Here is a 21,966-nt window from a genome sequence, read left to right on the forward strand (position 1 = left end):
AACCTATAATTTGACCACAGTTCGCGGCAATTCCCGGCCCGCATACCTCCCCCTTCCCATGAAGCTGCAGCCCGACAAATCCGACGTCCAGACCATCACTGCCCTGGGCCCGGGCTGGATCGGGGTGCAAGCCGACCGCATTGCGCACAGCGTGGTGATCGGCTCGCGCGGCCAGCGCGACGCCTGGCCGTGCCAGCGTTTCGAGGACCTCACCGCAGAGCATTTCGCCCAGTTGGCCGAGATCGATTGCGAGGTCGTGATCTTCGGCAGCGGCGAGCGGCTGCGCTTTCCGCAGGCTGCGTGGCTGCGGCCCCTCATCGCCAAGCGCATCGGCGTGGAGACCATGGACACGGCCGCCGCCTGCCGCACCTACAACATCCTGGCCCAGGAAGGCCGTGATGTGGTGGTCGCCTTGCTGCTGGAGCCAGCGGTGTGACGCATGCACGCCCGCACCGCGCTCCCTGTAACAAGGGAACGCGAAGAGCATTTTCAGGGTAAAATCAAGGGTTGCCGCGCGGGCCGCACAGTCCTATACACCCGCGGCTGTCGACCACTTTCCGACTCCCGAGATTCAAACATATGGCGATCGTTGTCAACAAACTCATCCCTGAATTCGAAGCCAACGCCACGGGCGGCGTGAAAGTCTCCAACACCTCCCATTTGGGCCAAGTCCTGGTGCTGTATTTCTATCCCAAGGACAACACGCCCGGTTGTACCACCGAAGCCATGCAGTTCCGGGACAAGTACAAGGACTTCGTGAAGGCCGGTGCCACGGTGTTCGGTGTCTCGCGCGACAACATGAAGTCGCACGACGAGTTCAAGGCCAAACTCGAATTGCCCTTCGAACTCATCGCCGACACCGAAGAGAAGATGTGCCACATGTTCGGCGTGGTCAAGAACAAGATCATGTACGGCAAGAAGGTCAAGGGCATCGAGCGCAGCACCTTCCTGATCGGCGCCGATGGCACGCTGCAGCAGGAATGGCGCGGCCTCAAGGTCCCTGGGCATGTGGACGAAGTCCTGGCGGCCGTCAAGGAACTCAACACGACCGTCTGAGCACTGCGGTCATCCGCGCGAAGGGCTGTCACGGGGGTCATGCATAATGGTTCCATGCCCCTAGGAGACGCTCCTCGCGCATCCCACCAAAAAGCCGCCCTGGCGACCGGGCGGCTTTTTCGTTTTTGGTCCTTCCCAGGAAACACGACGCCCCATGCCTCTGCCCCCGCCCCCCGCAAAGCGCGCTGCCACCCTGTCTCCTGACGCCTTCGACGCGCCTGCGCGCGCCACCTCCAAACCGGCGCGGGTCGCACGCGCGCGCTTCACCGAGACCGCTTCGGAAGAACCGGCGCACACGCCGCGCGAAGCCCAGGACGAAGCGCCCGTCGCCGCGCTGCGCGACACTGGCGTGGCCGTCGACGTCCCCGTGATGCGCGAGGCAGTGGACGCGCCGCCGGCGCGCACGCGCCGCCAGGCCGCCACGGACACCCCCGCCGCGGCACCCGCCCGCAAGCGCAAGCCGGCCAAGTCGGCCGGCCCGTCCAAGCTGTTCGTGCTCGACACCAACGTGCTGATGCACGACCCGATGTGCCTGTTCCGCTTCGAGGAGCACGACGTCTACCTGCCGATGATCGTGCTCGAGGAGCTCGACGGCCACAAGAAGGGCATGAGCGAAGTGGCGCGCAACGCGCGCCAGACCAGCCGTACGCTGGACGCACTGGCCGGTGCGCCGAATGCCGACATCGCCGTCGGCCTGCCGCTGGATGTCACCGGCCACCGCGAAGCCGGCGGCAAGCTGTTCTTCCAGACCCGCGCGCTGGACGACAAGCTGCCGGCCAGCCTGCCCCAGGGCAAGGCCGACAACCAGATCCTGGGCGTGGTCGAAGCCTTGCGCCGCGAGCATGCGCCGCGCGAGGTGGTGTTGGTGTCCAAGGACATCAACATGCGTGTCAAGGCCAGGGCCCTGGGCCTGGCGGCCGAGGACTACCAGAACGACAAGACGCTGGAAGACGGCGAGTTCCTGTACTCCGGCGCGCTGGCGCTGCCGCCGGATTTCTGGGCCAAGCACGGCAAGACGGTGGAGAGCTGGCAGCAGGGCCAACACACCTTCTACCGCATCGCCGGCCCCGTCGTGCCCAGCCTGCACATCAACCAGTTCGTCTACTTCGAGGCGCCTGGCGAGCCCAGCCTGTACGCACGCGTGACCGAGATCCGCGCCAAGACCGCCGTGCTCAAGACGCTGCGCGACTTCAACCATTTGAAGAACGCCGTCTGGGGCGTGACCACGCGCAACCGCGAGCAGAACTTCGCGATGAACCTGCTGCTCGACCCCGAGGTCGACTTCGTCACGCTGACCGGCAACGCCGGCACCGGCAAGACGCTGATGGCGCTGGCTTCGGGCCTCACGCAGGTGCTGGACGACCGCCGCTACACCGAGATCATCATGACGCGCGCCACCGTCAGCGTGGGCGAGGACATCGGCTTTTTGCCCGGCACCGAGGAAGAGAAGATGGGCCCCTGGATGGGCGCGCTTGACGACAACCTCGAGGTGCTGGCCAAGACCGAGACCAGCGCCGGCGAATGGGGCCGCGCGGCCACCAACGAGCTGATCCGCTCGCGCATCAAGATCAAGAGCATGAACTTCATGCGCGGCCGCACCTTCCTGAACAAGTACGTGATCATCGACGAGGCGCAGAACCTGACGCCCAAGCAGATGAAGACGCTGATCACGCGTGCCGGCCCGGGCACCAAGATCGTCTGCATGGGCAACCTGCAGCAGATCGACACGCCCTACCTGACCGAAGGCTCCTCGGGCCTGACGTTCGCGGTCGACAAGTTCAAGGGCTGGCCGCACGGTGGCCACATCACGCTGGCGCGCGGTGAACGTTCGCGGCTCGCGGACTTCGCCAGCGAAGTGCTGTAGAGACCGGCCTCAAGCCTCGAGCTTGAGACCCTTGGGCAGCGGGAACTTCAGGGTTTCCTGCACGCCGTCCATCTTGCGGACCGCCTGTGCGCCCAGCGCGCGCAGGCGCTCGATCACCTGCTGCACCAGCACGTCGGGGGCGGATGCGCCGGCCGTGAGGCCCACGCGCGGCCGGCCTTCGAACCATTCGGCGCGCAGTTCGTCGGCGCTGTCGACCATGTAGCTCTCGGTGCCGAGCTTCTTGGCGAGCTCGCGCAGCCGGTTGCTGTTCGAACTCGTGGGGCTGCCCACCACGATCAGGATGTCGACCTGCGGGCTCAGCACCTTGACGGCGTCCTGCCGGTTCTGCGTGGCGTAGCAGATGTCCTGCTGCTTGGGCTCGCGCACGTTCGGAAACCGTGCCTTGACCGCGGCCGCGATCTCCGCCGCGTCGTCCACCGACAGCGTGGTCTGCGTGACCACGGCCAGCCGTTCGGTCTGGCCCGGTTGCACGCGGGCCACGTCGGCCACGTCCTCGACCAGGTGGATGCCGCTGTCGAGCTGGCCCATCGTGCCCTCGACCTCGGGATGCCCCTTGTGGCCGATCATGATGAACTCGAAGCCTTCCTTGTGGAGCTTGGCGACCTCCACATGGACCTTGGTCACCAGCGGGCAGGTCGCGTCGAAGACATGGAACCCGCGCCGCTCGGCCTCGCGCTGCACTTCCTTGCTGACACCGTGGGCGGAGAACACCAGCGTAGCGTGGGGCGGCACATCGTCCAGCTCCTCGATGAAGATCGCGCCGCGCGACTTGAGGTCGTTGACCACGTAGGTGTTGTGCACGATCTCGTGGCGGACGTAGATCGGCGCGCCGAACTTGGCCAGCGCACGCTCGACGATCTCGATGGCGCGGTCCACGCCAGCGCAAAAGCCACGCGGCTCGGCCAGCACGATGTCGTTGACCTTGCCTGTCATCTCACAGCACCCCGATCAGCTGGACCTCGAAGGTCACGGGTTGGCCGGCCAGCGGGTGGTTGAAGTCGAACTGCACGGCCGTGTCCTTGAGCGCGATGACCGCGCCCGCGTAGCTGCCCGTGCCGTCCGGCGTGGGGAACTGCACCACGTCGCCCACGCTGTATTTCTCGTCCGGGTCGCCCAGCTTGGCCAGCAGGCCGCGCGCGACCCACTGCTGCATCTCGGGGTTGCGCTCGCCGAAGGCGGCGCCTGCCGGCAGCTCGAAATGCGTGTGCGTGCCCTCGGCCAGGCCGAGCAGACGTTCTTCGACCGCGGGCGACAGCTCGCCCGCGCCCAGCGACAGCGTGGCCGGCTTGCCGCCGAAGGTGTTGATGATGTCGCCGCCCGGACCGGCCAGCCGGTAGTGCAGGGTCAGGAAGGAGCCGGGGTGCACCACGGGCGCGGCGGCGGAGTCTGGGGTCATGGGAAGCCTCGATAAACTGGCGCCATTGTAAAAACCCGGCCCGCCGGGTCCCCGCCATGGCGCTGAAAGACCTTCCCATCGATGCCCAGCCGCGTGAAAAGCTGCTGGCACGCGGGCCGCAGGCGCTGGCCGATGCCGAGTTGCTGGCCCTGCTGCTGCGCACTGGCATCCAGGGCAAGAGCGTGCTGCGCATGGCCGACGAACTGCTCGCACCGCCGCCGCTGGGTTTCGGCGGCGTGGCCGGGCTGCTGAGTGCCACGGCGGCCGATCTCGCCCGCATCAAGGGCCTGGGCCCGGCCAAGCGCGCCGAACTCGTGGCCGTGCTCGAACTGGCCCGCCGCGCGTTGGCCGAGCAGCTGCGCGAACGCCCGCTGTTCAGCGCACCGCAGCAGGTCAAGGACTACCTGCAGCTGCAGCTGGCCAGTCGCCCACACGAGGTATTCGCCGTGCTGTTCCTGGACAGCCAGCACCGCCTCATCGCGCTCGAGGAGCTGTTCCGCGGATCGTTGTCACAGGCCAGTGTCTACCCGCGCGAGGTGGTGGTGCGCGCGCTGGCCCACCATGCCGCCGCCGTCGTGCTGGCCCACAACCATCCGAGCGGCTGCGCCGAGCCCTCGCGCGCCGACGAGTTGCTCACGCAGCAGCTCAAGGCCGCGCTGGCGCTGGTCGATGTGCGCGTGCTCGACCACGTGATCGTCGCGCCCGGCCAGGCGCTGTCTCTCGCCGAGCGGGGGCTGCTGTGAGGGCCCGCTCGCTGCAGGACCTCGCCGCCATGCGCGGCCATCTCGCCGAACAGCAGCGCCTGGCGGCCGAACACGAGGCCGCGCGCCGCGAGGCCCGGCGCCGCGCCGAAGCCGAGCGCAACCTGTTCGCCGATGCGGCTGGCCCGGTGTTGCCGCTGCGCCAGCCAGCGCGCGTGCGGCTGGTACCCGAGCAGCCCGCGCCGATCCCGGTGCAGCAGCAGCTCGACGAGCACCGCGTGCTGCTGGAAAGCCTCAGCGACGAGTTCGACGCCACCACGCTGCTGGACGTGGACGACGCCATGAGCTTTCGCCGCCCCGGCATCGGCACCGATGTGACACGCCGGCTGCGCAAGGGCGAGTGGAGCCTGCAGCGCGAGCTCGACCTGCACGGCCTGCGCCGCGCGGATGCGCGCGAAGCCTTGTCGGCCTTCATCCGCGATGCCCACCGCCAGGGGCTGCGCTGCCTGCGCGTGGTGCACGGCAAGGGCCTGGGCTCGCCCGGCCGCGTGCCCGTGCTCAAGTCCAAGGTCCAGGCCTGGCTGATCCAGAAGCAGGAAGTGCTGGCCTTCGTGCAGGCCCGCGCCGACGAAGGCGGGGCCGGCGCGCTGGTGGTCCTGCTCAAACCGCAGTCCTGAGCGACAGAAGGCATACGCGGGCGCGCAGAACGGCGCCACCCGGCACTAGACTGCCCGCGCCATGCGCCAATGCCTGCCCCGCCCTGCCACTCCGCGCGCCCTGGGCGCGCTGTGCGCCGCGCTGCTGCTGGCCGGTTGCGCGCAGCAGGCGCCGCTGCAGCGCCCGCAGGCGCCGGTGCCCGCGGTCTGGCCAGGCCAGCTGACCGAGGGCGGGCAGGACGCCACGCGCATCCACTGGCGCAGCTACTTCGCCGACGCCCGGCTGCAGGCGCTGATCGCCGCTGCGCTCGAGCACAACCGCGACCTGCACATCGCCGCCGCCCGCGTGCAGGAGGCACGCGCGCAGTACGGCATCACGCGCGCCGACCGCCTGCCCGGCGTGAACCTGGGCGCGCAGGCTGCGATCCAGCGCTCGCCACCGGCGCTGAGCGGGCTGGATGCGCAATCCAACGCCGACCGCTATGACCTGGCCGTCTCCACGGTGTCGTTCGAGCTCGATTTCTGGGGCCGGCTGGCCCGGCTGTCCGAGTCCGCGCGCGCGAGCTACCTGGCCACCGAGGAGGCGCAGCGTGCGCTGCAGCTCTCGCTGGTGTCGGATGTGGCCAGCGCCTACTTCGCGCTGCTGCAGCAGGACGAGGCCCTGGCCCTGGCACGCGCCAATCTGGCACTGCGCGAGGAATCGCTGGACCTGCTCGCGCGCGGCCAGCAGATCGGGGCGGTGCAGGACTACGACGTGCAGCAGGCCACCGGCGCGCTGGAGAGCGCGCGCGGCACGCTGTTCGCGGCCACGCACCAGCAGACGCTGGCCACCAACCGCCTGCAGTTCCTGGTGGGCCAGACTCCTGCCGCGCTGCCGCCCGGCGGCACGCTCACCGCCCAGGCCCTGGGCCAGTCGCTCGCCGCCGGCCTGCCAGGCGAGGTGCTGCTGCTGCGGCCCGACGTGCTGGCAGCCGAGCAGCGCCTGGCCGCCTCGCATGCCAACGTGGGCGCCGCGCGCGCCGCGTTCTTCCCCAAGATCGTGTTGACCGCCGGGCTGGGCTTCGCCAGCCCCGCGCTGGCCACGCTGTTCAGCGGCGGCGCCTGGAACTTCCAGCCTGCGCTGAGCTTTCCCTTGTTCGACGGCGGCCGCCTGGAGGCCCAGGCCGACGTGGCCGAGGCGCGCAAGCGCGTCGCCATCGCCGAGTACGAAAAAACCATCCAGCAGGCCTTCCGCGAGGTGGCCGACCAGCTCTCGGCCCAGCGCACGCTGGCCCATCAGCTGCAGGCCATTGCCGCCAACCAGCGCGCGCAGCAGCGCCGGCTCGAGATCGCCCAGGCCCGCTACGCTGGCGGCATGGTCGGCTACCTGGAGGTGCTGGACGCCCAGCGCGACCTGGTCGGCGTGCAGCAGACCGCCATCGAACTGCGCCGCGCGCAACTCGACGCCTCGGCCCAGCTCTACAAGGCCCTGGGCGGCGGCGCCCGCGCCGGCACTTGAACCTCTCAGAACCACGCATGTCCATCTCCGACACCCTGGTGCGCGCCATCCAGCTGCAAGGCAGCGGCCACACCAACGAGGCCGCCGCGCAGTTCCGCGCCGTGCTCGCCGCCGACCCCGCCAACGGCCCGGCCCACTACTCGCTGGGCCTGATCGCCTGGCAGGCTGGCGACCCGGCCACCGCGCTGCAGCGCTGCGCGACCGGCGTGGCCGCCGCGCCGGGCTTCGCGCCGCTGCACCACCTGCACGGCACCGTGCTGCAGGGCCTGGGCCGCAACGACGAAGCCCTCGCGGCCTACGACCGCGCGCTCGCGCTGCAGCCCGACTTCATCGACGTGCTGCTCAACAGCGGCGCGCTGCTGCGCGCCATGTACCGCCACCACGACGCGCTGGAGCGCTTCAACCAGATCCTGCGCTTCGCACCCGACCATCCGTCCGCTCTGGGCAACTGCGGCATCCTGCTCACCGAGTTCAAGCAGAGCGCCCAGGCCATCGCGATGTTCGAGCGGCTGGTGCAGGTCAAGCCCGATGCCGACTACGCGCTGGGCCTCTTGTTTTTCGAACGCCTGCATGTGTGCGACTGGACCGATTTCGACGCACTGCGCGCGCGCATCGTGGCCGGCGTGCGCGCCGGCCAGCGCGTGTGCAAGTCGCTGGCCTTCATGTCGGCGTCCAGCGATGCGCAGGGCCACCAGCGCGCCGCGCGCATCTTCGCGGCGCACCAGAACCCGCGCCAGCCGCAGGCGCTGTGGAACGGCGAGCGCTACCACCACAAGCGCATCCGCATCGCCTACGTCTCGCCCGACCTGCGCGAGCACCCGGTCAGCCACCTGATGTGCGGCATCTTCGAGCGGCACGACAAGAGCCGCTTCGAGACCATTGCCATCTCGCTGGGCGTGGACGACGGCAGCCGGCTGCGCGGGCGCATCCTCGCGGCCTTCGACGAGTTCGTCGACGCGCGCGACTGGACGGCCGAGCGCACCGCACGCTGGATGCGCGAGCGCGAGATCGACATCGCCATCGACCTGGGCGGCTACACGTCGGACACGCGCACCGCCATCTTCGCCTGGCGGCCCGCGCCGGTGCAGGTCAACTACCTGGGCTACCCCGGCACCATGGGCGTGGACTACTACGACTACATCCTGGCCGACCGCCACATCATCCCGGACGCGCACAAGCCCTTTTACGACGAGCAGGTGGTCTACCTGCCCGACGCCTACCTGCCCGTGGACGACAGCGTGCAGATCGCCGAGCGCACGCCCACGCGCGCCGAATGCGGCCTGCCCGACGAGGGCGTGGTGTTCTGCTCGTTCAGCCACGACTACAAGATCACGCCGCCCGTGTTCGATGTCTGGATGCGCCTCTTGGCCCAGGTGCCCGGCAGCGTGCTGTGGCTGGTCTCGCGCGGCGAGGCCACGCAGCGCAACCTGCGCCAGGAAGCCGCGCTGCGCGGCATCGCGCCCGAACGCCTGGTCTTCGCCGGCCGCGTGCCGCGCGTGGAAGACCACCTGGCCCGCTACCGCCAGGCCGACATCTTCCTGGACACCCACCCCTACAACGCCCACACCACCGCCGCCGACGCGCTGATGGCCGGCCTGCCCGTGGTGACCCTGGTGGGCGACTCCTTCCCCTCGCGCGTGGCCGGCAGCCTGGTCAAGGCCGCCGGGCTGCCCAAGCTGGCGACCGATTCGCTGGCCGCCTACGAAGACCTGGCGCTCAAGCTCGCGCAGAACCCGGAGCGCCGCGCCGCGCTGCGCGAACGGCTGCTGCAGCGCGAAAACGGCCAGGCCCTCAGCGACACCGACGGCTTTCGCCGCCACCTGGAGGCCGCCTACACCGCCATGTGGCGCCGCACCCAGCTCGGCGGCGCCCACGACGCGCTGGCCTGCCCGGCGCTGGAGAACACATGACCAAGACCCTGGACCTCGGCTGCGGCCCCGAACCCAAGAACCCCTTCAATGCCGACGAGGTGTTCGGCGTGGATGTGCGCGACCTGGGCAGCAACATCCGCGCGGCCGACCTGGTGGTCGAGCCGATCCCGTTCGAGAGCAACGCCTTCGAGTACGTGACCGCGCACGACTTCCTCGAGCACGTGCCGCGGCTGATCTACGCGCCGCAGCGGCGCAACGCCTTCATCGAGGTCATGAACGAGGTCTGGCGTGTGCTCAAGGAGGGCGGCCTGTTCCTGTCGATGACACCGGCCTACCCGCATGCCACCACCTTCCGCGACCCGACGCACGTCAACTTCATCACCGACGAGACCTTCCCGCTGTACTTCGACTGGCAGAACCGCTGGGCCAAGATCTATGGCTTTCAGGGCGCGTTCCGCATCGAGATGCAGGAGTGGCGCGGCATCCACCTGCTGACGGTCATGAAGAAGGTGGTGCTGGACGACACGCCCAACCCCTGACAGCCCAGCGCGCATGAACCTCCCCCCCACCGCCTACGACCTGGTCGGCAAGCTGGCAACCCAGGCCGCCGACATGCACCAGCTGCTGCAGGACCCGCTGCTCGACTCGCTGGCCTACGCACAGCACGAGCAGCTCGTGGCCAAGCTGCGCACGGCCGACTTCGGCGCCGCGCGCCAGGTGTTCATGGGCGCGCACCTGTGCCATGCGCGGCCCACCGAGCACGGCCGCCGCTACGTCGCGCTGGCGGCGGATTTCCTGGATGCGCCACCGGCCGACATCCCGCCCGGCAGCGTGTTCCTGCTGCTCAACAACGACATTGGCAAGGACCTGCCGCGCTACATCGCCTTCCGCGAAGCCAACCCGCAGGCGCTGTTCGTGGTCTGGGACTGGGATTCCCAGCACTGGCTGCAGATGAGCTGCACACTGGCCATGCAGAGCGACTTCTACGTGTCGGCCTCGTCGGACAACGCCTTCCTGCTCTCGCACTTCAACCCGCACATCCTGGGGCCGGTGTTCGCCGGCGTGCACCAGTGGTCGCGCCAGTTTCTGTTCGAGCGCTTCGACATGCTGACCGCGCCGCGCGCCGAGACCCCATTCGGCCCGCACGTGCACTACGCCAAGTACCCCAAGCGCAGCCGCGCCGTGGCCGCGCTGGCCAAGCACTTCGACTCGGTGCGCTTCGCCGACAACCAGTTCAAGGCCCGCAGCGACGAGGACAACCTGCGCGAATGGGCCGGCTACAAGAGCCACTGGATCGTGCCGGTGCTGGGCGGCGTGCCGATCCGCGTCTACAACGCGCTGATCACGGGCGGCATCCCACTGGTGCCGGGCTTCTACCGCAATCTGCCAGAGATCGCCGGCCTGGGCACCAGCCCGCTGTTCTACGAGGTGCACGATCTGATCGAGCCGCAGGCCATCGCTGCGCTGGCCAACGAGCGCTTCGACTCCGAGGGCCACGGCGCGCTGCTGCAGCGCGTGTCCGATGCGCTGGCCACGCAGCATGTGGACGCCCGCTGCGCGCAGCTGCTGGGCCTGCTGCAGAACAGCATCGCCGGCCTGCTGGACGGCCGCGAAGCCACCCTGCCCGGCCACTACGGCGGCGCCGGAGCCAGCCCATGACGCCCGCCCCGTTCGACAAATCCCGCACGCTGCGCGGCAGGACGGTGCTGCTGCGTGCCGCCACGCCAGACGACGCCGACTTCGTGCTGGCGCTGCGCAGCGACGCCGCGAAGACGCGCTTCCTGCAGCCCGTGCAGGCCGACCTGCAGGCGCAGCGCGACTGGCTGGCCCGCTCCCACGCCGACCCGCAGCAGCTGTACTGCGTGATCTGCGCGCACGACGGCACGCGGCTCGGCCTGGTGCGCCTGTACGACCCGCAGGGCGACAGCATCTGCTGGGGCAGCTGGCTGATCCAGGACGGCGCGCCCGCCTCCACGGCCATCGAGTCGGCCCTGCTGGTCTACCTGCACGCGCTGGCGCTGGGCTACCGGCGCAGCCATTTCGACGTGCGCATCGGCAACGACAGCGTGATCCGCTTCCACACCGGCTTCGGCGCGGTCGAGACGCACCGCACGGACAAGGACATCTACTTCAGCATCGGCGAGGACGCCATCCGCGCCGCGCTGCACAAGTTCCGGCGCTACCTTCCCGCGGAGACCACGCCATGAGCGAGCCCACCCCGATCCCGTTCTCGATCGACCTGTGCCAGATGGTCGAGCTGCCCAAGATCCACGAGCCGCGCGGCAACCTCACCTTCATCGAAGGCGGGCGCCACGTGCCCTTCGACATCCAGCGCGTGTACTACACCTACGACGTGCCGGGTGGCTCCGAGCGCGGCGGCCACGCGCACAAGGGCCTGCACCAGCTCATCATCGCCATGTCGGGCAGCTTCGACGTGGTGCTGGACGACGGCAAGGACAAGAAGCGCGTGCACCTGAACCGCTCGTACAACGGCCTGTACGTGTGCCCCATGATCTGGCGCGAGCTCGACAACTTCTCCTCCGGCTCGGTCTGCATGGTGCTGGCGTCCAACCGCTACGACGAAGACGACTACTACCGCGACTACGCCCAATTCATGCGCGCGAGATGGAAAGAATGAAGACACCCTTCCTGGACCTGGACGCCGGCTACCGCGAGCTGCAGGCCGAGCTCGAAGCCGCCATGCTCGGTGCGCTGCGCTCGGGCCGCTACATCGGCGGCGCAGAAGTCGAGGGCTTCGAGCAGGAGTTTGCGGCCTACACCGGCGCCGCGCACTGCGTGGCGCTGTCCAACGGCCTGGACGCGCTGGCGCTGGCGCTGCGGGCCATGGGCATCGGCCCCGGCGACGAGGTCATCGTGCCCAGCAACACCTTCATCGCGACCTGGTTCGCGGTGAGCCAGTGCGGCGCCGTGCCGGTGCCGGTGGAGCCGGTGGAAGCCACGGGCAACATCGACGTGGCGCGCATCGCCGCGGCCATCACGCCGCGCACGCGCGCCATCGTGCCGGTGCACCTGTACGGCCAGCCGGCCGACCTGGACCCGGTCCGCGCACTGGCCGAACAACATGGGCTGCAGGTGCTGGAAGACGCGGCCCAGGCCCACGGCGCACGCTACAAGGGCCGGCGCCTGGGCGCACAGGGCACGGCCGCCTGGAGCTTCTACCCCGGTAAGAACCTGGGCGCCCTGGGCGACGCCGGTGCCGTGACCACCGACGACGCGGCCCTGGCCGAGCGGCTGCGCGCGCTGCGCAACTACGGCTCGCAGACCAAGTACGTGAGCGACATGCAGGGCGGCAACCACCGCATGGACCCGGTGCAGGCCGCCGCGCTGCGCGTGAAGCTGCGCCACCTGGACGCCTGGAACGCGCGGCGCGTGCGCATCGCCGCGACCTACTCCGAAGGCCTGGCGGACAGCGGCCTCGCCCTGCCGGCGGTGCCGGACTGGGCCGACCCGGTCTGGCATCTGTACGTGGTGCGCACACCGCAGCGCCAAGCCCTGCAGCAACGCCTCGCGGCAGAAGGAGTGGAAACGCTGATCCACTACCCCATCGCGCCGCACCGGCAAAAGGCCTATGCCGGCATGGGCCTGGGCCTTGGCAGCCTGCCCGTGGCCGAGCGGCTGGCCGAGCAGGTGCTGAGCCTGCCCATCGGCCCGCAGATGACGGCGGACCAGGTGGCCGCCGTGCTGCAGGCCGTGCGCCGGGCCGTGGCGGCATGACGGCCATCGTGCTGGTGCCGGTCTACCGGCCCACGCTGCCTCCCATCGAGCAGTACTCGCTGGATGTCTCGCTGGCCGCGCTGGCCGACCGCCCGGCCGCCTTCGTGGCCCCCCACGGGCTGGACAGGCGCTACTACCAGGCACGCTACCCGCAGCTGTCCTTCGTCACCTTCGACGACAGCCATTTCGCCGACATCCCGGGCTACAACCGGCTGCTGCTGGATGCGGCCTTCTACCAGCGCTTCGCCGACCACAGCCACCTGCTGGTGCTGCAGACCGACGCCGTGGTGCTGCGCGACGAGCTGGACGCCTGGTGCGCCTCGCCCTACGACTACCTGGGCGCGCCCTGGCCCGACGGCAACGAGCTGTTCGTGAACCTGGACCATTTCGAGGGTGCGCTGGGCAAGCGTATGAAGGTGCATGTGGGCAACGGCGGGCTGAGCCTGCGCCGCATCGACAAGAGCATCGCCTTGCTGCGCGAGTTTCCGCAGGCCACGCAGGTGTTCTGCCAGACCGGGTCGAGTGAGGACCTGTTCTTTGCCTTCATGGGCGCGCTGTCGGCCGACTTCGTGCTGCCGGGCGAGATCGCCGCCTCGCGCTTCGCGCTGGAGTTACGGCCCTCGTACTACTTCGCCGTCAATGGCGGGCATGCGCCCATGGGCGGGCACGCCTGGTGGAAGTACGAGCCGGCGTTCTGGAAGGCCTTGCTGCCGGCATCGCCGGTGCTGGACACGCTGTAGGGACGCGCCCGATCCGGGCGCGGGTTTCTAGATGCCGGGCGGGGTGCGGCCGTTGGTGGCCGCCAGCCTGGCGACAGCCTGCCCTGCGAGGCGAAAGGCGAGCCGGTCCTCGACCGGGGTCGCGCCCAGGCTCTTGTAGAACGCGATGCCTTTGGCATTGCTCGCCTTGACCGGCCAGTCGATCCGGTGGCAGCCGCGCTCCTGCGCGTAGGCCGCCACCCATGCCATGAGAGCCCGGCCGACACCACCGCTGCGCCGGGAAGCGCTGACGTAGAGTTCCTTCAGCTGGCAATGGCTGCGCCGCCCGGGCTCGGGCTCGACGAACGAATACACGAGCGCGATGGCGGCGAGGCCGATCACCTGGCCGCCCGGGGTGGTGGCGACCACCAACCGATGCGGCGATCCGGGCGACAGCAGGTTGCGGACAGCATGGTCCCGCACGACGTCGCGGCCCGCGGGCGCATCGGGGTTGTAGTACGCGTTGACCTCGCACAGGAGGTCGACCAGGGACTCCTGCTGCGCCGGGGAAACGAAGCCGATGTGCATGGTGGGTGGCTGGGGGCCTGGGAGTATGCCGCCGAAAGCCAGGCGCATCGCCTGCCCACCGGCGCCTATGGACAGGCGGGACCGGCCGCAGCCGGTCCCGCCCTCGGGCCTGTCAACGCGCCGGACAGGGGCGCTGTCCGTCGTGTCGACAAGCCCTGGCCAGCGTCAGGCCTTGGGCGTTCCGCCGGCCAGGATGCCCTGCTGCGCCGGGTCCTGCAATCCGGCCAAGGTCGTCATCGACTTGCCGAGCGCCGTGACCACCGCCGTGGACGGCGTGCCGGCCACCGGGTTGCCATTGGCATCGAACTGGCGCATCGCGTCCGCCATGCCGACCACCACGCCCTGCGTGGCCGAGCGTGCCGCCGCCGCGGTCGCCGGATCGGCTGCGGCCTGCTGCGGTGCGGCGTTCCAGGCCGCCTCGCCATCGAAGTTGCCGATGGCCTCGGCCAGGCTGCCGACCTGCGCACGCAGGTCCTCGGCCGGCGCGGTGTCGGCCACCGCCTTCTGCGCCACGAACCAGACGTCGGCCGCCGCATGCGTGGCGCCGTCGGTGGTCTCGTAGCTGGACACCAGGCCCACCAGGTTGCCGTTGTCCTTGCTGAGCTCGGCGCGGGCGTTCAGGTTGATGCTCTTGATGTTGTAGTCGGCCAGGGTGCGCAGCTCGCCGGACTGGCTCGTGCCGTCGGAGTCCGCATCCACCCACAGGCGCAGATCGGCGAAGGCCGCGTCGTCGGCGTTCAGCACGCCGTCGCCGTTGCTGTCGAGCTCGCGCAGCGCGGCATAGCCGTCCGCGGCGGTCTCGCCACTGGCCAGGCGCGTCGAGGTGCCGAACAGCTCGGAGCCGTCGTTGATGCTGCCGTCGCCGTTGCGGTCCAGCACCAGCAGGCCGTCGCCGCTGGAAACCCAGCCGGTCTGCACCGCGTTGCCGTCGGCGTAGAGGTCGAACTTGACACCGGCCGTGATGCTCTGCGTCGCCACGCCGTTGCCGTCCAGGTCCAGGATCACCGGCGAGCCCAGCGCCAGGTGCTGGGTCTGGGCGGTCGTGAACGCGCTGATCTGCGTGGTCGTCAGGGCATGGACCTGCGTGGTCGTCAGCGCCGCCACCTGGGTGGTGCTCAGAGCCACCAGGTCGGCGGTCTCCAGTGCACGCACCTGGGTGGTGGTCAGCGCCAGGATGTCGCGGGTCTCCAGCGCCGCGGCCTGCGCCGTGGTCAGTGCGGCGATGCTGCGCGTGCTCAGCGATGCCACCTGGGCGGTGGTCAGCGCGGCGATCTGGGCCGTCGTCAGCGCAGCGATGCCGGCCGTCGTCAGCGCGGCGATCTGGCTGGTCCGCAGCGCCGCCAGGTCGCCGGTCTCCAGCGCCGCCACCTGGGCGGTCGTCAGCGCCGCGATGCCTGCCGTCGTCAGCGCCGTGGCCTGCGTGGAGGTCAGCGCCGCCACCTGGGCCGTCGTCAGTGCCGCCACACCCGCGGTGGTCAGCGCCGCCACGCCAGCCGTGCTCAGCGCCGCCACCTGCGTGGTCGTCAGCGCCGCCACACTGGCCGTGCTCAAGGCCGCAACCTGGTTGGTGCGCAGCACGGCCACGTCACGCGTCTCCAGCGCCGCCACCTGGGCCGTCGTCAGCGCCACGACGCCAGCCGTGGTCAAGGCCACGACCTGTGCCGTCGTCAGGGCTTCGATCTGCGCCGTGGTCAGCGCGGCCACGCCAGCCGTGGTCAGGGCCGCGATGCCGGTGGTGCTCAGCGCACCCACCTGCACGGTGCTCAGCGCCGCCAGGTCGGTGGTCTCCAGCGCACGCACCTGCGTGGTGGTCAGCGCCGCCACGTCGCGCGTCTCCAGTGCCACCACCTGGGCCGTCGTCAGCGCCACGATGCCGGCCGTGCTCAGGGCAGCCACCTGCGTGGTCGTCAGGGCCACGATCTGGTTGGTGGTCAGGGCCGCCACGCCGTTCGTGGTCAAGGCCGCGATCTGGCTGGTGCGCAGCGCGGCCAGGTCGCCGGTCTCCAGCGCCGCCACCTGGGCCGTCGTCAGTGCCGCGACACCGGCCGTCGTCAGCGCCTGGGCCTGGCTGCTCGTCAGTGCCGCCACCTGGGCCGTCGTCAGCGCGGCCACGCCGGCCGTGGTCAGCGCCGCCACGCCCGCCGTGCTCAGCGCGCCCACCTGCGCGGTCGTCAGCGCGGCCAGATCCGTGGTCTCCAGCGCACGCACCTGCGTGGTCGTCAGGGCCGCCACGTCGCGCGTTTCCAGCGCCGCCACCTGGGCAGTCGTCAGTGCCACGATGCCGGCCGTCGTCAGGGCCGCCACCTGCGTGGTCGTCAGGGCCTCGATCTGGGCGGTGGTCAGCGCCGCCACGCCAGCCGTCGTCAGCGCAGCGATGCCGGTGGTGCTCAGCGCGCTCACCTGCACGGTGGTCAACGCCGCCAGGTCGGTGGTCTCCAGCGCACGCACCTGCGTGGTGGTCAGCGCCGCCACGTCACGCGTCTCCAATGCCGCCACCTGGGCCGTCGTCAGCGCCACGATGCCGGCGGTCGTCAGCGCGGCGACCTGGCTGGTCGTCAGTGCCACGATCTGGGCCGTCGTCAGGGCGGCCACGCCGTTCGTGGTCAAGGCCGCGATCTGGCTGGTGCGCAGCGCGGCCAGGTCGCCGGTCTCCAGCGCTGCCACCTGGGCCGTCGTCAGTGCCGCGATGCCTGCCGTCGTCAGCGCCTGGGCCTGGCTGCTCGTCAGTGCCGCCACCTGGGCCGTGGTCAGCGCCGCCACGCCAGCCGTGCTCAGCGCCGCGACACCGGTCGTGCTCAGCGCGGCGATCTGCACCGTGGTCAGCGCGGCCAGATCCGTGGTCTCCAGCGCACGCACCTGCGTGGTCGTCAGGGCCGCCACGTCACGCGTTTCCAGTGCCACCACCTGGGCCGTGGTCAGTGCCACGATGCCGGCCGTCGTCAGGGCAGCCACCTGCGTGGTCGTCAGGGCTTCGATCTGGGCCGTGGTCAGTGCCGCCACGCCGGCCGTCGTCAGCGCGGCGATGCCGGTCGTCGTCAGCGCGCCCACCTGCACGGTGGTCAGCGCCGCCAGGTCGGTCGTCTCCATGGCACGCAGCTGCGTGGTGGTCAGTGCCGCCACGTCGCGCGTCTCCAGCGCCGCCACCTGGGCGGTGCTCAGCGCCACGATGCCGGCCGTCGTCAGCGCCGCCACCTGGGCGGTGCCCAGTGCAACGATCTGGGCGGTCGTCAGCGCCGCCACGCCGTTCGTGGTCAAGGCCGCGATCTGGCTGGTGCGCAGCGCGGCCAGGTCGCCGGTCTCCAGCGCCGCCACCTGGGCCGTCGTCAGCGCGGCGATGCCGGCCGTCGTCAGGGCCTGGGCCTGGGTGGAGGTCAAGGCCGCCACCTGGGCGGTCGTCAACGCCGCCACACCCGCGGTGGTCAGCGCCGCGACACCGGTCGTGCTCAGCGCGGCGATCTGCACCGTGGTCAGCGCGGCCAGATCCGTGGTCTCCAGCGCACGCACCTGCGTGGTGGTCAGCGCCGCCACGTCGCGCGTTTCCAACGCCACCACCTGGGCCGTGCTCAGTGCCACGATGCCGGCCGTCGTCAGCGCCGCCACCTGCGTGGTCGTCAGGGCCTCGATCTGGGCGGTGGTCAGCGCCGCCACGCCGGCCGTCGTCAGCGCAGCGATGCCGGTCGTCGTCAGCGCGCCCACCTGCGCGGTGGTCAGCGCCGCCAGGTCGGTCGTCTCCATGGCACGCAGCTGCGTGGTGGTCAACGCCGCCACGTCGCGCGTCTCCAGCGCCGCCACCTGGGCGGTGCTCAGCGCCACGATACCGGCGGTCGTCAGCGCCGCCACCTGGCCGGTCGTCAGCGCCACGACCTGGGCCGTGGTCAGCGCGGCCACGCCAGCCGTGGTCAAGGCCGCGATCTGGCTGGTGCGCAATGCCGCAAGATCACCAGTCTCCAATGCCGCCACCTGGGCCGTGCTCAGCGCGGCGATGCCGGCCGTGGTCAGGGCCTGCGCCTGGGCGGTCGTCAGGGCCGCCACCTGGGCGGTGGTCAGTGCGGCCACCTGGGCCGTGCTCAACGCGGCGATGCCGGTCGTGCTCAAGGCCCCCATCTGCACGGTGGTCAGGGCGACCAGGTCGGTGGTCTCCAGCGCACGCACCTGGGTGGTGGTCAGGGCCGCCACGTCGCGCGTCTCCAGCGCCGCCACCTGCTCGGTGGTCAACGCCACGATGGCGCTGGTGGTCAGCGCCGCCACCTGGCCGGTGGTCAGCGCCACGATCTGGGCGGTCGTCAACGCGGCCACACCGGCCGTGGTCAGCGCGGCCAGGCCGCTCGTCGTCAGTGCAGCGATCTGCAAGGTCGTCAGCGCCACCAGGTCGGTGGTCTCCATCGCGCGCAGCTGCGCGGTGGTCAGCGCGGCAACGTCGCGCGTTTCGAGCGCCGCCACCTGGGCCGTGGTCAGGGCCACGATGGCACTGGTGCTCAGGGCGGCCACCTGGGCCGTGCCCAGTGCGACGATCTGGGCCGTCGTCAGCGCCGCCACGCCGGCCGTGGTCAAGGCTGCGATCTGGCTGGTGCGCAGCGCGGCCAGGTCGCCGGTCTCCAGCGCAGCCACCTGGGCCGTGCTCAGTGCCGCGACACCGGCCGTCGTCAGCGCCTGGGCCTGGGTGGAGGTCAGGGCCGCCACCTGGGCGGTCGTCAGCGCCGCCACGCCGGACGTGCTCAGCGCCGCGACACCGGACGTGCTCAGTGCAGCGATCTGCACCGTGGTCAGTGCGGCAAGATCCGTGGTCTCCAGCGCACGCACCTGCGTGGTCGTCAGGGCCGCCACGTCGCGTGTTTCCAGCGCCACCACCTGGGCGGTGGTCAGCGCCACGATGCCGGCCGTCGTCAGCGCCGCCACCTGGCCGGTGGTCAGCGCCACGATCTGGGCCGTCGTCAGCGCGGCCACGCTGGCCGTGCTCAACGCGGCAATCTGGCTGGTCCGCAGTGCGGCGAGGTCGCCGGTTTCCAAGGCGGCCACCTGGGCTGTCGTCAGCGCGGCAATGCCAGCCGTCGTCAGAGCCTGGGCCTGGGTGGAGGTCAGGGCCGCCACCTGGGCCGTGGTCAGGGCGGCCACGCCGGCCGTGCTCAGGGCCGCGATGCCGGCTGTGCTCAGGGCACCCACCTGCACGGTGGTCAGCGCCGCCAGGTCGGTGGTCTCCAGTGCACGCACCTGCGTGGTGGTCAACGCCGCCACGTCACGCGTTTCCAGGGCCACCACCTGGGCGGTGGTCAGCGCCACGATGCCGGCCGTCGTCAGCGCCGCCACCTGGCTGGTCGTCAGCGCGGCGACCTGGGCCGTGGTCAGGGCTGCCACGCCGGCCGTGCTCAGCGCGGCGATGCCGGCCGTCGTCAGCGCACCCACCTGCACGGTGGTCAGCGCCGCCAGGTCGGTGGTCTCCATGGCACGCAGCTGCGTGGTGGTCAGCGCCGCCACGTCACGCGTTTCCAGGGCGGCAATCTGCTCGGTGGTCAACGCCACGATACCGGCCGTCGTCAGTGCCGCCACCTGGGCGGTGCCCAGCGCGACGATCTGGGCGGTCGTCAGCGCCGCCACGCCGGCCGTGGTCAAGGCCGCGATCTGGCTGGTGCGCAGCGCGGCCAGGTCGCCGGTCTCCAGCGCCGCCACCTGGGCCGTCGTCAGCGCGGCGATGCCGGCCGTCGTCAGGGCCTGGGCCTGGGTGGAGGTCAAGGCCGCCACCTGGGCGGTCGTCAGCGCCGCCACACCCGCGGTGGTCAGCGCCGCGACACCGGTCGTGCTCAGCGCGGCGATCTGCACCGTGGTCAGCGCGGCCAGATCCGTGGTCTCCAGCGCGCGCACCTGCGTGGTCGTCAGCGCCGCCACGTCGCGCGTTTCCAGCGCCACCACCTGGGCCGTGGTCAGCGCCACGATGCCGGCCGTCGTCAGGGACGCCACCTGGCCGGTGGTCAGTGCGGCGATCTGGGCCGTCGTCAGCGCAGCGATGCCGGCCGTCGTCAGCGCGGCGATCTGGCTGGTCCGCAGCGCCGCCAGGTCGCCGGTCTCCAGCGCCGCCACCTGGGCGGTCGTCAGCGCCGCGATGCCTGCCGTCGTCAGCGCCGTGGCCTGCGTGGAGGTCAGCGCCGCCACCTGGGCCGTCGTCAGTGCCGCCACACCCGCGGTGGTCAGCGCCGCCACGCCAGCCGTGCTCAGCGCCGCCACCTGCGTGGTCGTCAGCGCCGCCACACTGGCCGTGCTCAAGGCCGCAACCTGGTTGGTGCGCAGCACGGCCACGTCACGCGTCTCCAGCGCCGCCACCTGGGCCGTCGTCAGCGCCACGACGCCAGCCGTGGTCAAGGCCACGACCTGTGCCGTCGTCAGGGCTTCGATCTGCGCCGTGGTCAGCGCGGCCACGCCAGCCGTGGTCAGGGCCGCGATGCCGGTGGTGCTCAGCGCACCCACCTGCACGGTGCTCAGCGCCGCCAGGTCGGTGGTCTCCAGCGCACGCACCTGCGTGGTGGTCAGCGCCGCCACGTCGCGCGTCTCCAGTGCCGCCACCTGGGCCGTCGTCAGCGCCACGATGCCGGCCGTCGTCAGGGCCGCCACCTGCGTGGTCGTCAGGGCCACGATCTGGTTGGTGGTCAGCGCCGCCACGCCGTTCGTGGTCAAGGCCGCGATCTGGCTGGTGCGCAGCGCGGCCAGGTCGCCGGTCTCCAGCGCCGCCACCTGGGCCGTCGTCAGTGCCGCGACACCGGCCGTCGTCAGCGCCTGGGCCTGGCTGCTCGTCAGTGCCGCCACCTGGGCCGTCGTCAGCGCGGCCACGCCGGCCGTGGTCAGCGCCGCCACGCCCGCCGTGCTCAGCGCGCCCACCTGCGCGGTGGTCAGCGCGGCCACGCCGCTTGTCGTCAGCGCAGCCACCTGGCTGGTGCGCAGCACGGCCACGTCGCGCGTTTCCAGCGCCGCCACCTGGGCCGTCGTCAGCGCCGCGACGCCGGCCGTGGACAGCGCAGCGACCTGGGCGGTCGTCAGCGATTCGACCTGGGCGGTCGTCAGGGCCGCCACCGCCGTGGTGCGCAGCGCCGCAATGTTGGCCGTGCTGATGGCGCCAACCTGCGCGGTGGTCAGCACCGCGATGTCGGCCGTGTCCAGCGCCGTGATCTGGGTGCTGCGCAGCACGGCCACGTCACGCGTTTCCAGCGCCACGATCTGCGCTGTCGTCAGTGCCGCAATCTGGGCCGTGCCCAGGGCCTGCACCTGCGCCGTCGTGAGTTCCTGGACCTGGGTGGTGGTCAGCGCCGCGATGCTGGCGGTGTTCAGCACGGCGATGGAGCCCGTGCCCAACGCGCCGATCTGGGTGGTCGTGAGCGCCGCGACCGCTGCGGTACCGAGCGCCGCGACCTGCGTGCTGCGCAGCGCCGCGATATCGCGCGTTTCCAGGGCCGCGATCTGCGTCGTCGTGAGCGCAGCCACGTTGGCCGTGCTGAGCGCCTGCACCTGGTTGGTCAGGAGAGCCACCACCTGCACGGTGGTCAGCGCCTGCGTCTGCTCCGTCGTCAGCGCCACCATATCGGCCGTGCTCAACGACTGGATCTGCTCTGTGGTGAGCGCTGCGATCTGCGCTGTGGTCAGGCCACTGATATTGCTCATTTTGTGCTCTCTTCAGTTCTCAATTCAGGCACACAGAACCATGTGCAGTTTTGGTGAACAGATCATCCGTCTCCGCGACTGCAACGTGATCACTCCATCGGAACGCGCGGCGTGCCGCTATTCCCCCAAAACGTATTGGCGACCGGACCGCCGGAAAACTTGAATGCTGCCTGACCTAATTGGCAGATTTATCTGTTCTTAACTTGAGCAGACACTTTTTGTTGCATCTGCGCAACGAAAA

General features: G+C 70.6%; 17 protein-coding genes. 13 read left to right on the forward strand and 4 right to left on the reverse strand.

Translation table 11 applies throughout. The annotated features are described in order from the left end of the window. Positions 1–58 precede the first annotated feature (58 nt). From ACSQ4M_RS32210 to ACSQ4M_RS32220, 3 genes are all read left to right on the forward strand, one after another. The gene (locus ACSQ4M_RS32210) at positions 59–436 is read left to right on the forward strand and encodes an Mth938-like domain-containing protein (RefSeq protein ID WP_436193426.1); all 378 of its coding nucleotides are present in this window, start codon (positions 59–61) and stop codon (positions 434–436) included. 143 nt (positions 437–579) lie between these two features. Continuing rightward, the gene (locus tag ACSQ4M_RS32215) at positions 580–1,056 is read left to right on the forward strand and encodes a peroxiredoxin (protein ID WP_056657231.1); all 477 of its coding nucleotides are present in this window, start codon (positions 580–582) and stop codon (positions 1,054–1,056) included. A 154-nt stretch (positions 1,057–1,210) separates the two neighbouring features. Continuing rightward, complete coding sequence (locus ACSQ4M_RS32220) at positions 1,211–2,920, forward strand: PhoH family protein (RefSeq protein ID WP_436193427.1); 1,710 nt, start codon at positions 1,211–1,213, stop codon at positions 2,918–2,920. Between the two features lie 9 nt (positions 2,921–2,929). Here ACSQ4M_RS32220 and ispH read toward each other — a convergent pair whose 3' ends face one another. Both ispH and ACSQ4M_RS32230 read right to left on the reverse strand, forming a co-directional pair. Continuing rightward, complete coding sequence (gene ispH / locus ACSQ4M_RS32225; RefSeq protein ID WP_436193428.1) at positions 2,930–3,874, reverse strand: 4-hydroxy-3-methylbut-2-enyl diphosphate reductase; 945 nt, start codon at positions 3,872–3,874, stop codon at positions 2,930–2,932. A gap of 1 nt (position 3,875) precedes the next feature. After that, complete coding sequence (locus tag ACSQ4M_RS32230; protein WP_114466157.1) at positions 3,876–4,337, reverse strand: FKBP-type peptidyl-prolyl cis-trans isomerase; 462 nt, start codon at positions 4,335–4,337, stop codon at positions 3,876–3,878. A gap of 56 nt (positions 4,338–4,393) precedes the next feature. Here ACSQ4M_RS32230 and radC point away from each other — a divergent pair, with 56 nt between their 5' ends. From radC to ACSQ4M_RS32280, 10 genes are all read left to right on the forward strand, one after another. Further along, positions 4,394–5,080, forward strand: a complete 687-nt coding sequence (radC, locus tag ACSQ4M_RS32235) for a RadC family protein (RefSeq protein ID WP_436193429.1) — start codon at positions 4,394–4,396, stop codon at positions 5,078–5,080. Between the two features lie 29 nt (positions 5,081–5,109). Continuing rightward, the gene (locus ACSQ4M_RS32240; protein WP_436193430.1) at positions 5,110–5,715 is read left to right on the forward strand and encodes a Smr/MutS family protein; all 606 of its coding nucleotides are present in this window, start codon (positions 5,110–5,112) and stop codon (positions 5,713–5,715) included. A 61-nt stretch (positions 5,716–5,776) separates the two neighbouring features. Next, the gene (locus tag ACSQ4M_RS32245) at positions 5,777–7,192 is read left to right on the forward strand and encodes an efflux transporter outer membrane subunit (protein WP_436193431.1); all 1,416 of its coding nucleotides are present in this window, start codon (positions 5,777–5,779) and stop codon (positions 7,190–7,192) included. A gap of 17 nt (positions 7,193–7,209) precedes the next feature. Continuing rightward, positions 7,210–9,102 (forward strand): O-linked N-acetylglucosamine transferase family protein, encoded by a 1,893-nt coding sequence (locus ACSQ4M_RS32250; protein WP_436193432.1) that lies wholly within the window; start codon positions 7,210–7,212, stop codon positions 9,100–9,102. Further along, complete coding sequence (locus tag ACSQ4M_RS32255) at positions 9,099–9,602, forward strand: methyltransferase domain-containing protein (RefSeq protein WP_436193433.1); 504 nt, start codon at positions 9,099–9,101, stop codon at positions 9,600–9,602. Before ACSQ4M_RS32250 ends, ACSQ4M_RS32255 begins: the two co-directional genes overlap by 4 nt. A gap of 13 nt (positions 9,603–9,615) precedes the next feature. After that, entirely contained in the window at positions 9,616–10,722 is a 1,107-nt protein-coding gene (locus ACSQ4M_RS32260; protein ID WP_436193434.1) for a hypothetical protein, read from the forward strand. Next, positions 10,719–11,270, forward strand: coding sequence for a GNAT family N-acetyltransferase (locus tag ACSQ4M_RS32265; RefSeq protein WP_436193435.1), 552 nt, complete (start codon positions 10,719–10,721; stop codon positions 11,268–11,270). Before ACSQ4M_RS32260 ends, ACSQ4M_RS32265 begins: the two co-directional genes overlap by 4 nt. Next, complete coding sequence (locus tag ACSQ4M_RS32270; RefSeq protein ID WP_436193436.1) at positions 11,267–11,701, forward strand: sugar 3,4-ketoisomerase; 435 nt, start codon at positions 11,267–11,269, stop codon at positions 11,699–11,701. Before ACSQ4M_RS32265 ends, ACSQ4M_RS32270 begins: the two co-directional genes overlap by 4 nt. Continuing rightward, positions 11,698–12,798: a DegT/DnrJ/EryC1/StrS family aminotransferase gene (locus ACSQ4M_RS32275; RefSeq protein ID WP_436193437.1), complete on the forward strand. Its 1,101-nt coding sequence runs from the start codon at positions 11,698–11,700 to the stop codon at positions 12,796–12,798. Before ACSQ4M_RS32270 ends, ACSQ4M_RS32275 begins: the two co-directional genes overlap by 4 nt. Continuing rightward, positions 12,795–13,538, forward strand: coding sequence for a DUF5672 family protein (locus ACSQ4M_RS32280; RefSeq protein ID WP_436193438.1), 744 nt, complete (start codon positions 12,795–12,797; stop codon positions 13,536–13,538). Before ACSQ4M_RS32275 ends, ACSQ4M_RS32280 begins: the two co-directional genes overlap by 4 nt. Before the next feature lie 27 nt (positions 13,539–13,565). Here ACSQ4M_RS32280 and ACSQ4M_RS32285 read toward each other — a convergent pair whose 3' ends face one another. Both ACSQ4M_RS32285 and ACSQ4M_RS32290 read right to left on the reverse strand, forming a co-directional pair. Then, the gene (locus tag ACSQ4M_RS32285) at positions 13,566–14,084 is read right to left on the reverse strand and encodes an N-acetyltransferase family protein (RefSeq protein WP_436193439.1); all 519 of its coding nucleotides are present in this window, start codon (positions 14,082–14,084) and stop codon (positions 13,566–13,568) included. 165 nt (positions 14,085–14,249) lie between these two features. Further along, entirely contained in the window at positions 14,250–21,725 is a 7,476-nt protein-coding gene (locus ACSQ4M_RS32290) for a heme utilization protein (protein WP_436193440.1), read from the reverse strand. Positions 21,726–21,966: the final 241 nt, after the last annotated feature.

This window comes from Pseudorhodoferax sp. LjRoot39 (assembly GCF_964253035.1).
In the GTDB taxonomy this organism is placed as follows: Bacteria; Pseudomonadota; Gammaproteobacteria; order Burkholderiales; family Burkholderiaceae_C; genus Pseudorhodoferax.

Excerpts from the sequence above, each read along its gene's own strand:
- ACSQ4M_RS32265 (WP_436193435.1), top strand. The coding sequence starts at position 10,719 with ATGACGCCCGCCCCGTTCGACAAATCCCGCACGCTGCGCGGCAGGACG.
- ispH (WP_436193428.1), bottom strand. The coding sequence starts at position 3,874 with ATGACAGGCAAGGTCAACGACATCGTGCTGGCCGAGCCGCGTGGCTTT.
- ACSQ4M_RS32250 (WP_436193432.1), top strand. The coding sequence starts at position 7,210 with ATGTCCATCTCCGACACCCTGGTGCGCGCCATCCAGCTGCAAGGCAGC.
- ACSQ4M_RS32255 (WP_436193433.1), top strand. The coding sequence starts at position 9,099 with ATGACCAAGACCCTGGACCTCGGCTGCGGCCCCGAACCCAAGAACCCC.
- ACSQ4M_RS32210 (WP_436193426.1), top strand. The coding sequence starts at position 59 with ATGAAGCTGCAGCCCGACAAATCCGACGTCCAGACCATCACTGCCCTG.
- ACSQ4M_RS32285 (WP_436193439.1), bottom strand. The coding sequence starts at position 14,084 with ATGCACATCGGCTTCGTTTCCCCGGCGCAGCAGGAGTCCCTGGTCGAC.
- ACSQ4M_RS32275 (WP_436193437.1), top strand. The coding sequence starts at position 11,698 with ATGAAGACACCCTTCCTGGACCTGGACGCCGGCTACCGCGAGCTGCAG.
- ACSQ4M_RS32280 (WP_436193438.1), top strand. The coding sequence starts at position 12,795 with ATGACGGCCATCGTGCTGGTGCCGGTCTACCGGCCCACGCTGCCTCCC.
- ACSQ4M_RS32290 (WP_436193440.1), bottom strand. The coding sequence starts at position 21,725 with ATGAGCAATATCAGTGGCCTGACCACAGCGCAGATCGCAGCGCTCACC.
- ACSQ4M_RS32245 (WP_436193431.1), top strand. The coding sequence starts at position 5,777 with ATGCGCCAATGCCTGCCCCGCCCTGCCACTCCGCGCGCCCTGGGCGCG.
- ACSQ4M_RS32270 (WP_436193436.1), top strand. The coding sequence starts at position 11,267 with ATGAGCGAGCCCACCCCGATCCCGTTCTCGATCGACCTGTGCCAGATG.
- ACSQ4M_RS32240 (WP_436193430.1), top strand. The coding sequence starts at position 5,110 with ATGCGCGGCCATCTCGCCGAACAGCAGCGCCTGGCGGCCGAACACGAG.
- ACSQ4M_RS32260 (WP_436193434.1), top strand. The coding sequence starts at position 9,616 with ATGAACCTCCCCCCCACCGCCTACGACCTGGTCGGCAAGCTGGCAACC.
- ACSQ4M_RS32215 (WP_056657231.1), top strand. The coding sequence starts at position 580 with ATGGCGATCGTTGTCAACAAACTCATCCCTGAATTCGAAGCCAACGCC.
- ACSQ4M_RS32220 (WP_436193427.1), top strand. The coding sequence starts at position 1,211 with ATGCCTCTGCCCCCGCCCCCCGCAAAGCGCGCTGCCACCCTGTCTCCT.
- ACSQ4M_RS32230 (WP_114466157.1), bottom strand. The coding sequence starts at position 4,337 with ATGACCCCAGACTCCGCCGCCGCGCCCGTGGTGCACCCCGGCTCCTTC.
- radC (WP_436193429.1), top strand. The coding sequence starts at position 4,394 with ATGGCGCTGAAAGACCTTCCCATCGATGCCCAGCCGCGTGAAAAGCTG.